Origin of the sequence: Chryseolinea soli (assembly GCF_003589925.1) — a bacterium.
In the GTDB taxonomy this organism is placed as follows: domain Bacteria; phylum Bacteroidota; class Bacteroidia; order Cytophagales; family Cyclobacteriaceae; genus Chryseolinea; species Chryseolinea soli.
In genome coordinates this window covers 3,084,261-3,097,450 of sequence record NZ_CP032382.1, presented here as the reverse complement: position 1 = coordinate 3,097,450, position 13,190 = coordinate 3,084,261, and the positions used below count along the sequence as shown (strand labels likewise).

General features: G+C 44.2%; 12 protein-coding genes. 9 read left to right on the top strand and 3 right to left on the bottom strand.

Translation table 11 applies throughout. The features are described 5' to 3' along the window. Positions 1-49: 49 nt before the first annotated feature. A complete protein-coding gene (locus D4L85_RS13350; protein ID WP_160143707.1) occupies positions 50-2,686 on the bottom strand; it encodes a ligand-binding sensor domain-containing protein in 2,637 nt (878 codons plus the stop codon). Positions 2,687-2,913: 227 nt separating this feature from the next. Between D4L85_RS13350 and D4L85_RS34415 the strand changes: the two genes are divergently transcribed. The 4 genes from D4L85_RS34415 (at position 2,914) to D4L85_RS13330 (ending at position 5,461) form a co-directional block, all read left to right on the top strand. After that, complete coding sequence (locus tag D4L85_RS34415; protein WP_160143706.1) at positions 2,914-3,060, top strand: hypothetical protein; 147 nt, start codon at positions 2,914-2,916, stop codon at positions 3,058-3,060. Between the two features lie 21 nt (positions 3,061-3,081). After that, the gene (locus tag D4L85_RS13340; RefSeq protein ID WP_119754769.1) at positions 3,082-3,573 is read left to right on the top strand and encodes a hypothetical protein; all 492 of its coding nucleotides are present in this window, start codon (positions 3,082-3,084) and stop codon (positions 3,571-3,573) included. Positions 3,574-3,733: 160 nt separating this feature from the next. Then, positions 3,734-4,186, top strand: a complete 453-nt coding sequence (locus tag D4L85_RS13335) for a DUF1569 domain-containing protein (RefSeq protein WP_119754768.1) — start codon at positions 3,734-3,736, stop codon at positions 4,184-4,186. Between the two features lie 318 nt (positions 4,187-4,504). Then, positions 4,505-5,461, top strand: a complete 957-nt coding sequence (locus D4L85_RS13330; RefSeq protein WP_119754767.1) for a polysaccharide deacetylase family protein — start codon at positions 4,505-4,507, stop codon at positions 5,459-5,461. Here the strand turns inward: D4L85_RS13330 and D4L85_RS13325 are convergent. Then, positions 5,438-6,175 (bottom strand): hypothetical protein, encoded by a 738-nt coding sequence (locus D4L85_RS13325; protein ID WP_119754766.1) that lies wholly within the window; start codon positions 6,173-6,175, stop codon positions 5,438-5,440. The two genes, D4L85_RS13330 and D4L85_RS13325, sit on opposite strands and share 24 nt — an antisense overlap. Positions 6,176-6,412: 237 nt before the next feature. On the opposite strand from D4L85_RS13325, the gene D4L85_RS13320 reads away from it, so the two are divergent. Together D4L85_RS13320 and D4L85_RS13315 are read left to right on the top strand one after the other, a co-directional pair. After that, a complete protein-coding gene (locus tag D4L85_RS13320) occupies positions 6,413-6,874 on the top strand; it encodes a PadR family transcriptional regulator (protein WP_335621964.1) in 462 nt (153 codons plus the stop codon). Then, positions 6,871-9,492, top strand: a complete 2,622-nt coding sequence (locus tag D4L85_RS13315) for an ABC transporter permease (RefSeq protein WP_119754765.1) — start codon at positions 6,871-6,873, stop codon at positions 9,490-9,492. Before D4L85_RS13320 ends, D4L85_RS13315 begins: the two co-directional genes overlap by 4 nt. A gap of 47 nt (positions 9,493-9,539) precedes the next feature. Here the strand turns inward: D4L85_RS13315 and D4L85_RS13310 are convergent, their stop codons facing one another. Beyond that, positions 9,540-10,793, bottom strand: coding sequence for a hypothetical protein (locus D4L85_RS13310; RefSeq protein ID WP_119754764.1), 1,254 nt, complete (start codon positions 10,791-10,793; stop codon positions 9,540-9,542). Positions 10,794-11,027: 234 nt separating this feature from the next. Here D4L85_RS13310 and D4L85_RS13305 point away from each other — a divergent pair, with 234 nt between their 5' ends. The 3 genes from D4L85_RS13305 to D4L85_RS13295 all read left to right on the top strand — a co-directional run bounded on the left by D4L85_RS13305 (position 11,028) and on the right by D4L85_RS13295 (position 13,167). After that, entirely contained in the window at positions 11,028-11,810 is a 783-nt protein-coding gene (locus D4L85_RS13305) for a hypothetical protein (RefSeq protein ID WP_160143705.1), read from the top strand. 168 nt (positions 11,811-11,978) lie between these two features. After that, on the top strand, positions 11,979-12,695 hold the full coding sequence (locus D4L85_RS13300; protein ID WP_119754762.1) for a helix-turn-helix transcriptional regulator: 717 nt from the start codon (positions 11,979-11,981) through the stop codon (positions 12,693-12,695). Between the two features lie 67 nt (positions 12,696-12,762). Next, positions 12,763-13,167, top strand: coding sequence for a VOC family protein (locus D4L85_RS13295; RefSeq protein ID WP_228450876.1), 405 nt, complete (start codon positions 12,763-12,765; stop codon positions 13,165-13,167). Positions 13,168-13,190 lie beyond the last annotated feature (23 nt).

Sequence of the window (13,190 nt, the reverse complement as noted above, 5' to 3'; positions counted from 1 at the left end):
AACGTTTCGAGGTTCGCATTGACCGTGTGAAGTGCTTCATTTACTGAATTTACTTCCTCATAGGCATGCTCCAGTTTTTCGTTCTTGTCCTTGATCTCTTCTTTTGAGCTTCGATCAATTGGGTACGCAATTTTACCAGATGTTCAAGTTTGCGCTTTTGTGTCAGTAAAAATCTGGTCCGGATGTGAATGATCGCCAGTATGGATAAGAGGATGAAGCTGGCAAATCCGATCCTGATGACGGCCCGCTGATGCCACTTGGGGATAACAATAATTTGAATGCTGGCAGCTTGGTCATTCCAATAACCATCGCCATTGGCTGCACTTACCCGCAATGTGTAATCCCCTGGCGGCAGGTTGGTATAGGTTGCTGTCCGGCTCTCCTGGATTGTGTTCCAGTCATGGTCAAATCCGTCCAGGTAATAACGGTACTTGTTTTTCTTGGGGAACCTATACTCCAGACAGGCAAATTCGATCGAAAAAACGTTCTGATTGGGTTGAAGAGTAATGGTTCTTGACTTTGAGATACTCTTTGTCAGGATCCCCGACGGATCGTTGATCCGGACCGCGTCATGAAATAAAGCCAGGCGGGTGAACACCACACTGGGTTTGCTTTGATCATCGATCACTTTCTCAGGACGAAAAACATTTAACCCGTTCGTTCCTCCGAAGTAGTATTCCCCTGTCGAACTCTTTAGCCGCGCACCTTCGTTATATTGAACCCCTTGCAATCCATCAGCAATTGTAAAATTGTAAATTTTCCCCGTAGCCGGGTCAAATTTGTGAAGGCCATCAAAAGACGTAAACCATATTTTGCCTGCATTGTCCTCCAGTATGGACGGTATATTTTTCTCGAGGAACTCCGGGATCATATCCACAGCCGTGAACGTCTCCGGGTCAAACCGGATCATTCCTTTGTTGTCCGTGCCGATAAGGAGTTTCCCTTGAGCATCCAGTTCAAATTCCAGGATCTCGTTCGTTGGCAAACTGGAAGGATCTTTTATTGAACTTAAGAAGGATCTAAATGCCCCGGTTTGAGGATCGTACCGGTGAATTCCCGCCAACCGGGTACCCATCCAGACATAGCCGTTCCGATCTTCGCGCATACAAAAGACCGATGCGGTATTGGTGGTGATCGGGTTTCCGCCCGGGATCGTAAGGGCTTTGAACGTTTTAGTGGCCGGCAAGAATTCATTCAAGCCACCAAGCTGTCCAACAAAAATTCTTTTCTTATGATCCTGCAGCAATGACCATACATGGTTCGTACTGATGCTCGTGGTGTCTTTGGGATTGTGGAGATAATGTGTAAAGGTATTGGTCTTTGTATCGAGATAATTCAAGCCCCCCGCATAGGTCCCGATGTAGAGATTATTTTTGTCGTCGACCAGCAAGGATTTTACAACATTGGTGCTCAGACTTTTCGCGCTCGCCGGGTCGTGCAAGTACGTCGTGAATGCCTTGGTTTCCGGATCAAATTTGTACAAGCCGGCCCCGTCTGTTCCAATCCATATTTTCTGATCATGATCTTCGGCCAGGGACAGGACAGAGTTCTTTCCAATGCGTTCCATACTTGCATTGAAGAATCGATAGTGTTCAAAACGCGGCTGATCACCGGATATAAATAAAAGGCCTGCGCCAAAGAGGCCGACCCAATAGTTATTTTGTTCATCGATAAATATTTTCTGAATACCGGCATTGTCAAGGATCCTGCTTTCGCGCGCCAGTATAATATTAAATTTATCGCCACCCAGATGTCGATAGAGCCCGGCCCCATCGGTGCCGACGAGCAACGTCCCCTGGCGATCGATCCCGAGCGTGGCAATGATGTCGTTACCAAGCGAGTATTTTTTTTGATTGTGCGTGAAATATTCAAATGTCTCATCATGCTCATCCTCTAACCGCAGCACGCCACCGCCATTTGTTCCAATAAAGATGGCGCCGGTGGAGTCTTGTACGATGCCAACCGTTAATGCAGAAGTCAATCCATCCGGGGTTTGGCGCTGTGGGATCGTCTTTTCCACGCCGTTCGGACTGAGGATATTGATCCCCTTGGCGGTACAGGCCCAGATCTTTCCATTTCGGTCCTCGAGCAAGGCATTCACGGCATTGTCTGCCAACCCGGTACCATCCAGATGATGAAAGTATTTTGTGATTTCGAGGGTTTGAAGATCGATCTTGTTCAATCCATAGTACGTTCCCACCCAGAGCTGATGCCGCTCGTCTTCGAGAAGGCAAAGTATGGTGTTCTGGCTAATGGTATTTTCTTTGGAGTCATTCGTAAGGAAATTCTTAAATGTCTCGGTTTCATCGTCATAGAGATTGAGACCATTGTATGTCCCGATCCAGAGCCGGCCTTTGCTATCCAGCAAAAGGCTTCGGATCACATCATTGCTGATACTGGCAGAATCTTTGTCGGAATGATTGAATTTTATAAAAGAATATCCATCAAAGCGGTTTAGGCCATCGCCGGTTCCCACCCAGACAAAGCCATCCTTGTCTTTGATGACGCAAGAGACATTATTCTGCGACAAGCCATCCTCGGTGGTAAAGGCGTGGCTATATACCAAAGCCGGCGGGATGGCCGGTTGTTGTCCAAGTCCGGAACGAGGTGACCCTGCAGCGATAACCACCAGGACCGCAACAATCGTCCTGGATCCGGACAACCGGCTTGAGATTATCTGAGCCAAAGACATATCTTAATATCGATAATTAGATGTCATCAAACAATCAGAATTCACTGATCTAGGTAAAATAAGACCTATTTTTCGTACATAACCCCGTGCTCAGCATGAAAAAAAATCATTAAGGGAGGGGACATCCGATCTGCGATACTTGAGTTTCAACGCACACGTATTCGGCAAGAGAAATCAGGTGCGTTTATCTGAACGGATTCTTTTGGCTTATCTTTGTGCTTATGGCACTCGGATATTTTGATCAATTTAAGGATGAATGCCTGGAGCAACTCTCCTCTCTCCAAGATGAATTCATGAAGCTGTATGACATCACCAGCTATGAGCATTGGTACTTTGATCATGGCGCAGGACATACTGATCAACGTTGACTTTTTTACCCTGACCTGCCTATGCATTTTAAGCTTAAAAAAACATTCACCACCTCGCTTTCTGCCACGGAAGCAACAACAGCACTCTCGAAGTTACTGAACAGCAGATCTAAATTCCTTTTCTTTTCATTTGTTAGATGTTTCGGTTCCATTAGTGGAAATGAATTCACGCTCCGCACTCCAAACCGCGACCGATTCGGCATTTTTCATCCTAAAATTAAAGGAAGCATTCACCCGGAAAATCCTACGATGATCAACACCCGAATCGTTCCTCCCTACCTGGTCATTTGTATCTATCTGATTTTTCTAGTCTATGGTCTGCAGGTCATTTTTTATACGGATAAGATGACCATCAATGGCGTTTCGAGAGTGCCGGAGCTCTCCGAAAGAATTGACGTTGCCTTGCTTGTGATCGCTGTTTTTTCAATTCTGCTTTACGTGAATATAATTTGGCCGCTCAAAAGACTTGAAGCTTATCTCAAAGCCGCACTGAAGCTTGAAGATAGAGGCTGATTATCGGTGCCTTTTTTGACCTCGTTGTTCAATAGCTTGTGAGCACGCTAAATTTGACAGAGAGCACCCTAAATCATGGATTTCTGTGATTGTCTAAATTTCCCCACTTTAGAAATTTGCTGGTGCTTCCGGGAGCAAAAACCGGTCGCATACCTCAGCCATGAAGAAAAGTTTATTGGATAAGGCAGCCGTTACGGAAATCATCGGAAGAGTCAAAAACCTGAACACAGAAAGTAAAGGGCGTTGGGGCAAGATGACCGTGACCGAAATGCTGCTTCATTGCAACCTTTGCAACCGCCGCATCTTGGAAGAAGACGTTCGCTACATTCGACCATCGGCGAGGCAGCGGGTTATAAAATTCATAGTACTATACATCCTGGCGAAGATCCCAAAAAACAATCGAGGCACTCCTGACAATGATACTAGCGGACTGATCGACGTGGAATATTTCAACGAGCAAAGGGAATTTTTTATGGAGACACTGCTTCGATTTCCCGAACGGAAGACTCCGTTCAGGTCGCTACACCCCGTTATGGGATATATGCGCAACGAGGATTGGGGCATTGTTAGCTGGATGCACATGGATCATCATCTTAGGCAATTCGGGGTTTGAATCCCGCCGGTCAAAATTTCGGGCAGATTCAAAACTATCTCATTATCAGACAATTATAGTTTTATAAAAAGGTTCAAAGTAACCCTCCACCTAACATCATTTGATTTAAAAATCACAATGGCAACTAAAAGCATACATGCCAGCCACCATATTTTGACCCCGCATTGAAGAGGTGGCGTCCTGGTTTAGTGGTTTAAAGCCGGCGCACCATGTTTTTTTGAGGAAATAAAATTATCGAAAAAGCCCGCAAAAATATTTCCGTCTTTTCGGACTTAATCTGTGTCTAACGTCATAACTTTATTATTCGTCAGTGTGCCCATGATCAAATTTCGCTCTCTCCTCGTGTTTTTGCTGGTGTTTTTGCTGTTCTCGTGTGGGGGAGACGTGGATCCCCTTTTCGTCCGGGTCCGTATAACGAAATTTCCTGAAAACAAGACTGCCGCGCTGTCGATTACCTTCGACGATGGATGCCCTTCCGTTTTCACAAAGATCATTCCACTGCTGGACCAGTACAACTTAAAAGGCACGTTCTTAATCATCGCACGAGCCGCCTCTGAACGGCAGGAATGGGACAAATGGAATGCGCTCATTGCAAACGGACACGAGGTCGGAAATCACTCCATGACACATTCTTACTATCTGGGAACTATTGAAGACAATGCCATCCTGGAACGTGAAATTGATTCGAGCTACTTTGTGCTCGCCAGCCACCTGAGCAAACCTCCGTTTTCATTTGGACACCCGTTTCACAGTACGAGTCCGCAAGCCGACAATATCGTTTTCAAGCATCACTTTGCAACAAAAATATCACCACAGGGATTTTGTCACATGGTTCCGCTTTACAACGGCCCATCGTTCAAAGAAGAATTGAAAGAGGGAATTGAAAAACGCAAGTGGATCGTTACCACGGCACACGGAATAGACGATTGTTTTGCACCGATCACCTATGAGGTGTTGCAGAATGTTGTCCAAACCGTGGTGGCATCACGTAACGACCTCTACATCGACACGTTCGAAAATCTTTCAAAATATAAAATCGAAAGAAAGAATACCGAGGTGCGCATCACGGGAAGTGCAGACAATTTTACCGTTACCCTCATCAATGATCTGCCGGAAATATTCAATGTACCGCTTACACTCGCCATCCCTAACCTCTCCGCGGATCAACCTGAGATCGTTCCCTTGAAGGGGAAGATCTGGAGCACGCGTACTGACAAACGCAACACCTATGTGACCGTAGATCCCGAGGGATCATTTTCGGTTAAACGAAAATAATCGATTGATATTCACGCCAAGGGAAAGATTGATCCCCGAAAAATAGAGGTCAGCCGGGATCAGATTGTTGTAACAATTATGGGATTTCTTCTGCAGTGGATTGAGACCGCGGCTATACGTTACTTTCGCGGTATACGCCGACGTCTGATAAGCAAGACCTGCCGACGCTTCGAACAAAAATTGATTGACGTCCCTTTGTTGCAAGGAAACCAATTGATACGCATACTCGGGATCATTCGGTTTTTCGGTTTTCTTGAGCGCTAGAACCGCGTTCGCTCTGAAGGCCACGTCCACGTAAAATTTACGATAAACCGGAATCATGACCCCCAATGGAATTTGTAGCATGCTAAAATTCTGTTTGATGCCGATAGCAAATCGGTGTTCCTCGAAGGGAGGATGATTGTCGTAAAAAAAGAGGTTATCATTATGATAGGTCACACTCGCTTGCTGATATACAAAGTGAGCACCTGTGTAGATACTCCACTTCCGGATCTGTTGTTGAACTTCAACGCCGGCCATAAACCCGAGCGTCTGCTTCCCTTCTACGCGTATTCCCTCTGTATATAATAGATAATCATTAACTTTTATATACGATGGTGTCTCCGATACGATGAGGTGATTTCCCAGCAAACCTGCCGACAGGTTAAATCGCGTTTGTGCCATCGCCGGAGCCATGGCGCACAGAAGGATCGCGAAGAGCGGTACGTGTTTCATTGTTATCTGAATGCTAAGAAATTGTTTTTATTCCTATAAAGTCGTTTCTATAAAGTGTTCGCTAATCCGACCTAAATGCATTCAGAGCTTCAACTACCGTTCAATATCGGTTTCGCTGTGGATAAACGATATCGCGAAGCTAAGTATTGTATGGTAAATATCCGCTGCTATTGAAAAAATTATAACGGCCGATAATGCCATTCGGGGGTTCGGGACGGTGGGATATACGTTTTAGGGATGCAACAAAAAATATGGTTCTGGAGCGTCCTGAGCCATATTCTAACCAACATCCATCATTTTTCCGCCAATATCTTCTTAATAATAGAAACATATGCTACATTAGCCTGCGTCTTTTTAAAGATTGATTTTATGAAAGGATACATTGGTGAATTTGAAGAACTCGTTTTGCTGACGATCGCCAGCCTGGGTGAAGATGCATACGGGGTTTCTATTAAAGAGGATATCGAAAAAAGAAGCGACCGCAGCATTAGCATTGGAGCCCTGCATTCAACCATTACCCGATTGGAGGAGAAAGGACTGATAAAATCCTGGCTTGGAGAACCTACCCAGGAAAGAGGCGGGAGAAGAAAGCGTTTCTTTGAGATCACGCATCAAGGCAAACTAAGTCTCCACCACATCAAGGATTTGAGGGATGAACTTTGGAAACTTTCCAGAACGGCACTTTCTCTCGCCAAATGAAAAAGCAAAACAGTAAGCCACCCATTCTTGCCGAGAAGTTCTTCGCGTGGTATTGCGACAATGCCGCTATCGAAGACCTGCATGGCGACATGACCGAATTGTTTTATGCCAACCTTGAACGCATGAGCGTCACCAGGGCCAAGTTAAAATATTGCCAACAGGTATTATCACTTGTGTTTTCATATGCCATCAAAAAACGAAAACAGAGATCCGTTTATCGTCCGTATTCAAGCCATTCAATAAATCAAAATTTTATGATCGGCAATTATTTTAAAGTAGCCTCACGCAACATACTCAAGCGCAAAATGTATTCGTTCATCAATGCCTTTGGCTTGAGTGTTGGTATTGCATTTTGCATCTTGATTTATCTCTTCATTCGGGATGAGAAAAGCTTTGATCAATTCCATGCGAACAAAAACCAGATCTATCGCATGGAGGCTAAAAGAAACTCAAAGAATCCCTCCGGGCGCGACGCATCGCTTCAGTTTGGCCTCCGAAATGTCCTGAAAGATGAAGTGCCACAAATAAAATACGCAACCCGTTTCAATACTGGCAGAACGGTAGTATTGCGGTACCGCGACAAAATTTTTTCTGAGAAGATTTCATATGTTGATGGTGATTTTTTCAAGATGTTCTCCTTTAAGTTATTCGCGGGTAACGCGGAAAAGCTTTTCGAAAACACACTTGAAGCCGTGATCACACCCGCGATTGCCGAAAAGTATTTTGGAAAAGAAGACGCGATGGGAAAGATCATTTCCATTGACAATGGAGGCGAAAGACTTTTTACCATTGCCGGAATAATTGAGGCGCCTCCTGCCAATTCAAGCCTCGATTTTCAAATTTTAGTGCCGGAAGAGAGCATTCCCGGATACGAAAAACAAATGACGGATTGGAGAGCCTTTGGTACACCTTGCTTTGTTCAACTCTCGGATAATGCTGATGCTGCCCAATTCCGTGCCAGCCTCGGTAAAGTTGGTCAAAAATACATGGGCGATATCGAACTTGCCTTCACTCCGCTCACGGAAATGCATTTAATGAAATCGGTGGGATGGCACAAAGTAAGCGATCCGCAATATGCCTATATTCTCGGGGGACTTGCTTTGTTGATTTTGGTGATGGCTTGCATCAACTATATTTCGTTGGCGCTCACCACGTCTGCATCGCGAAGGAAAGAAGTGGGCGTACGAAAAGTAACCGGCGCAGGCCGCAAACAACTCATGTATCAATTTGGATTTGAATCTTTGTTGTTGGCGTGTATCTCCATGCTTATTGGAATAATGCTTGTCATTCTCTTTCTGCCTTCATTCAATCAGTTTACCGGAAAAGGAATTGTAATTGCCTGGAACGACTGGGCTGAGTTGTTGAGCATGGGGCTTGCACTTACTTTTGTTGTTGGGCTTCTGGCAGGAAGTTATCCGTCCGTTTTTCTGTCGCGCTTTCAACCTGCACTGGTCTTGAAAGGACATTCTACTTCTCAGCTTCAAGCAGGCTTTACGAAACCGTTGGTTGTGTTGCAATTCTTTTTATCAGCCAGTCTTATCATTTGTTCTGTGATTATGTATCGTCAAATGAAATTTGTGGCCACGAAAGACCTCGGGTACAATAAAGAGCAGACGCTCGTCATCCAAACACAAACCGGATGGCGGGATAAGGAAGCCAACAAAATCGTGGAACGCTTCAGAACGCGCGCACAGGGCGAGAGCGGAATCGTTTCTGTCGCCGGTACAGGCTCATCTTTCAACCAAGGGGTGGGCCGTTTTTGGTACAAATTCAACGACGAAGAAAAGGCGGCCTATGTTTATGCCGTTGATCCGAATTATCTCCCCACGCTCGGCATTCAACTTGCGCAAGGAAGAAATTTCGATGCGAACATATTCTCAGATTCGTCTGCGGTCATCGTAAACGAAGCGTTGGTGAAAGACCTGAAGTGGACCGATCCGCTGAACGAACATTTGAACTGGCGTGAAGACACGGTTGGCCTCGGCTCCAAAGTGATAGGGGTTGTGAAAGACTATCATTTCCTGTCACTCGAGGAAAACATAGAACCTTTGTTTCTCACGATGGACGAATTTTTCGGTTATCACACAAAAATGTTGGTTCGTGTAGAAGCCGGAAATATTCCGGCTTCCGTTGACAAAGTACGCAGCATGTGGAAAGAGCTTTTCCCTGACAAACCGCTAGACTACACTTTTCTCGATCAGGATGTAGCGAAGCAATATGAAAGCTATGAGCGGTGGATGAGCATCACAGGTCTCGCTACCGGATTTGCCATTTTGATTTCTTGCATGGGTTTGTTCGGACTGGCGGGCATCAACGCCGTAAACCGAACAAAAGAAATAGGAATACGAAAAGTATTGGGTGCCGGAATGTCCTCCATTTTTATTCTCCTCAACAAACAATATGTGTGGCTGTCGCTGATTGCCTTTGCGTTGGCCGTGCCACTCTCCTGGTATCTGATGAGCCAATGGCTCACGAGTTTCAAATTCTCGATCGCGATCAGCTGGGAGTTATTTGCATTAAGTACATTGGCAGGATTGGTGATCGCACTGGCAACGGTAAGTTATCACGCCTTTAAAACCGCGTTGGTAAATCCTGCAGAGACATTGAAGTATGAGTGACAAACTTCGAAATGAAACTGAACCCGAGCGCGCGGGTAATAAATTATTCAGAAATCATTTTTGTACATAACTTTTCCGTCCAGGCCGATCAATTCCGCTCTGTCTACTTCACATAGCCCATTTGAAATATATCCAAGACCCGTGAGGTACCGGGTATTGCTCGTAAAATGCGTGGAGAATACTTCCTTATCATTTATCTTTACAGTGGCGACCTTATTCTTTACGATTATTTCTATATCTGTCCACTGACTAACATCAAAGGATATCGGCATTAGATCGGTATCCATTCCTTCCATTACCTGCTCGCCAAATCGTATCAAAGCCTCGTGTGCACATCCCTTTGTTGTGCTTCTCATGATCATAAAGGATCGCTGGCAAAAGAGCTCTATTTCAATGTACGGGCAAGTGCTAGGGCGTACTTCCCTCATTCTTACCCTGGTTTTAAATGTAAAATTATCACTCGGTACATCCATTTGACCAGGGAAGTAGACGTAATGGTATCGTTTGTCTTTGTTAACATCAATGCTACTCTCCCGTAGTTGCACCGCCGTCAGACCAAGGCTGCCATTATTAACAAAACTATCCGCTTTGATATATTCAGGTGTGTAGTTGGCTATGTTGTCGATGGCATAGAAAAACCAGCCATGGGTTGGAATGCTTACGTCAACCTCTCTGATGGCAGAATCATTGGCGATGAGTTTAGCGATATGATAACCGGGCTCATAATATATATCCGTGAGTGTGTGTTTCTTCTTGTAAATTCTCACCCGGCGATTTTTATCCCAGGACTGTTGAATAAAAAAACTATCGGCTTGCACGTCGTCAATATTATAGTTAAAGACTACCGAATTCGGGATATCATTCGAAGTATTCTTCCGGAATGAAAAAGATGCGCTCTCCGCATTTTTAACGGAGTCATTGGTTGCGCCAAAAAAATAAATGCCGGCCAGAATAATAATGGTGCCCGGTATTGACAAGTGTTTCCAATTGATTTTATATCCTGCTTGTTTTGCCGGCGCTTTTCCTGGCGCATTCTTAACCTTGTCGGCTCTATATTCTTGCCAGCTCTTGTAATCGAAGAAATTGGCGATCGCGTTTAGGGTAGCGATTTGGGGTAACCGGCTGAACTCCCCGTAAGCCAGTCGTTTTATGGTGGTTCCACTGATCAGGATGCCTGACTTCTGCCTGAGCTGCTCCCCAATATGTTCGAAGTCCCGTTGCGTCATACGAGCCAGATCGCTGTAGCCGTTGCCCTTAAAGATCTCGATGATGCTCGTTTTTATTAAGGTTTGTTCGTCCATGATGATTCCCAAATTTAGATCGTTGAATCAGAATAAAAACGTCAAAAAATTACCCACGGACATCCAAAAACACCCGGAGACCCACAATTGCCCACTTTTGTAGGCTTTTGCCGGGCTTTTGTTCATGCCTTATTTAGGCCCCAGTCGTTATTGCCAGAAATTTAATAGCCGGCACGGAAGGTTAGTGCTCCCCTATCCAGGCTGCGACAAATGACAGACACTAAAGAAAATCATATGAATATATATCTAAGCATCGGTCGCATCTTTTTTGGAGTAGGGATCATCGGCATAGGGGTGTTGCACTTTTTCTATCCGGGAATCAGGCCCATCATCCTACCTGAATTAACAAATATTCCGTCTGATCTATCTTTTGTAGCCTATTTAATAGCCATGCTGCTAATCGTTGCAGGTTTTGTAATTGCAATAGGTAAAAAATTCAATAGCGTCTCACTATTCATGGGGATCATATTCCTGGCATTATTCCTATTGGGTCATTTGCCCTGGTCTTTATCAGGAGGGTCTTTTAATAAGTACTGGGTCAACACCAATAAGGTTATAGCATTATGCGGAGGATTCCTGGCGATTTCGACAATCCAAGCACCAGAACCTGGAAATAAGATTATGCAGTGGCTTGGGAAGATCGCCCCTTTTGGAAAGTATCTCTACGCCATCATGTTATACAATTTTGCCGTAGGACACTACAATAACCTGCAGGGAATCAGCAACATAGTGCCGAAGTATATTCCTTTTCCCGAATTTTGGACCTTCTTGGGCGGGGTTGCCCTGATGGGATCTGCGATCAGTATTTTTAGTGGGTTCAAGGTAAGAGCCATTCTGATGCTGCTCGCCATCAATTTATTCATCTGGTTATTATCGCTACACCTTTATTATAATATTCTCTATCCACAGTGGCAGGAAGGTGAAAATTTTACAGGCTCCTTAACCTGTCTATGTTTCTGCGGCACCGCTTTAGTTATTTCTCAAACCGCATCGGAAACGAAATCAAATGCATTATAAATGATAATTAGCCTTCTAATAGTTATCAAAATATAATGTGGCTTGATGGGATGGAGTCGCATGTATAACAATTGCCGGGATTTCTTTCAAGAATGAAGAAAACGATGGAGTGTGAAATGGAAGCAGTAACTTTAGCACCCGACAAGTTTTCTCTAAGATTTTCCTGCAATGAAAGATAACGACACAAAAAGAATTTCCCGTCTGACTGCCATCTTAACCCAGCTGCAAACGAAAAGAATATTGACTTCAACAACGCTTGCTGAAAAGTTTGATGTAAGTGTAAGGACAATTTATAGAGATATCCGGGCATTAGAACAAGCTGGCGTACCTATCGTAACCGAAGATGGGAAGGGATATTCTCTTATGGATGGCTATAGAATTCCGCCCGTCATGTTTACCGAAAATGAAGCAAATGCTTTAATCACGGCTGAACAATTAGTACTAAAAAACAGGGACAGTTCTCTTATTAAAGAATATACCGAAGCGATTAATAAAATAAAATCCGTTTTGCTTTATGCAACAAAAGAGAAAGTTGAATTATTAGCCAATAGGATTGCCGTGAGCCCTGCCATACCCCATTCAAACACGAGCGATTCTTTGACGTTAATCCAAAACGCCTTGACCGCCTTTAAAGTTTTGAATATCACCTATCAGTCAGAACACAAAGACGAAAGAACAGAAAGGAAAATTGAGCCTTTTGCATTCTATTATAACCTACAAGAGAGCTGGACGCTTATCGCATACTGCAGACTAAGGAAGGACTACAGAATGTTCCGCCTAAGCAGAATTTTAAAAATTGAACCTCTTGATTTGAACTTCACGCCCCACAAACTGACCTTAAAGGAATATTTAGACAGTAAAGAGAAAAACTTTCACAACCCCTGACACACCCTTGTCAGGGGGTCATTTTACTTTTGTTTCATTCGTTTATAATCCATTAAAACAAAAGAAAATGAAAAACATGAATTTAGTATCGCTAAGAATTATCACCGCAGACATCAAACGCCTGGTTCAATTTCTTGAAAAAGCTACTAACCTACCGGCCCGGTGGGCTACGGACGACTTTGCCGAGATTGTTACAAGTTCTTTTACACTGGCCATCGGCAGCACGCGCACGTTGAGCTTTTTCGGTGAGAATATTGCACAACCTGCTAACAACAAAAGTGTGATTATAGAATTCCGTGTCGAAAATGTAGATGACGATTATGAGAGAATTAAAGATTTAACCCGTGAGATTGTTCAAAAGCCTACGACCATGCCCTGGGGAAATCGTTCCTTATTATTTCGCGATCCGGATGGCAATTTAATTAATTTTTTTACCCCCGTCAGCCCTGAGGCAATCAAGAAATTCGCTTAACGAAAGCGACGTAGATCGATGAA

Bases quoted from the DNA above. Each gene is read 5' to 3' on its own strand.
- D4L85_RS34415 (WP_160143706.1), top strand. From the start codon at position 2,914: ATGGCACTCGGATATTTTGATCAATTTAAGGATGAATGCCTGGAGCAA.
- D4L85_RS13340 (WP_119754769.1), top strand. From the start codon at position 3,082: ATGCATTTTAAGCTTAAAAAAACATTCACCACCTCGCTTTCTGCCACG.
- D4L85_RS13335 (WP_119754768.1), top strand. From the start codon at position 3,734: ATGAAGAAAAGTTTATTGGATAAGGCAGCCGTTACGGAAATCATCGGA.
- D4L85_RS13330 (WP_119754767.1), top strand. From the start codon at position 4,505: ATGATCAAATTTCGCTCTCTCCTCGTGTTTTTGCTGGTGTTTTTGCTG.
- D4L85_RS13325 (WP_119754766.1), bottom strand. From the start codon at position 6,175: ATGAAACACGTACCGCTCTTCGCGATCCTTCTGTGCGCCATGGCTCCG.
- D4L85_RS13320 (WP_335621964.1), top strand. From the start codon at position 6,413: ATGCAACAAAAAATATGGTTCTGGAGCGTCCTGAGCCATATTCTAACC.
- D4L85_RS13315 (WP_119754765.1), top strand. From the start codon at position 6,871: ATGAAAAAGCAAAACAGTAAGCCACCCATTCTTGCCGAGAAGTTCTTC.
- D4L85_RS13310 (WP_119754764.1), bottom strand. From the start codon at position 10,793: ATGGACGAACAAACCTTAATAAAAACGAGCATCATCGAGATCTTTAAG.
- D4L85_RS13305 (WP_160143705.1), top strand. From the start codon at position 11,028: ATGAATATATATCTAAGCATCGGTCGCATCTTTTTTGGAGTAGGGATC.
- D4L85_RS13300 (WP_119754762.1), top strand. From the start codon at position 11,979: ATGAAAGATAACGACACAAAAAGAATTTCCCGTCTGACTGCCATCTTA.
- D4L85_RS13295 (WP_228450876.1), top strand. From the start codon at position 12,763: ATGAAAAACATGAATTTAGTATCGCTAAGAATTATCACCGCAGACATC.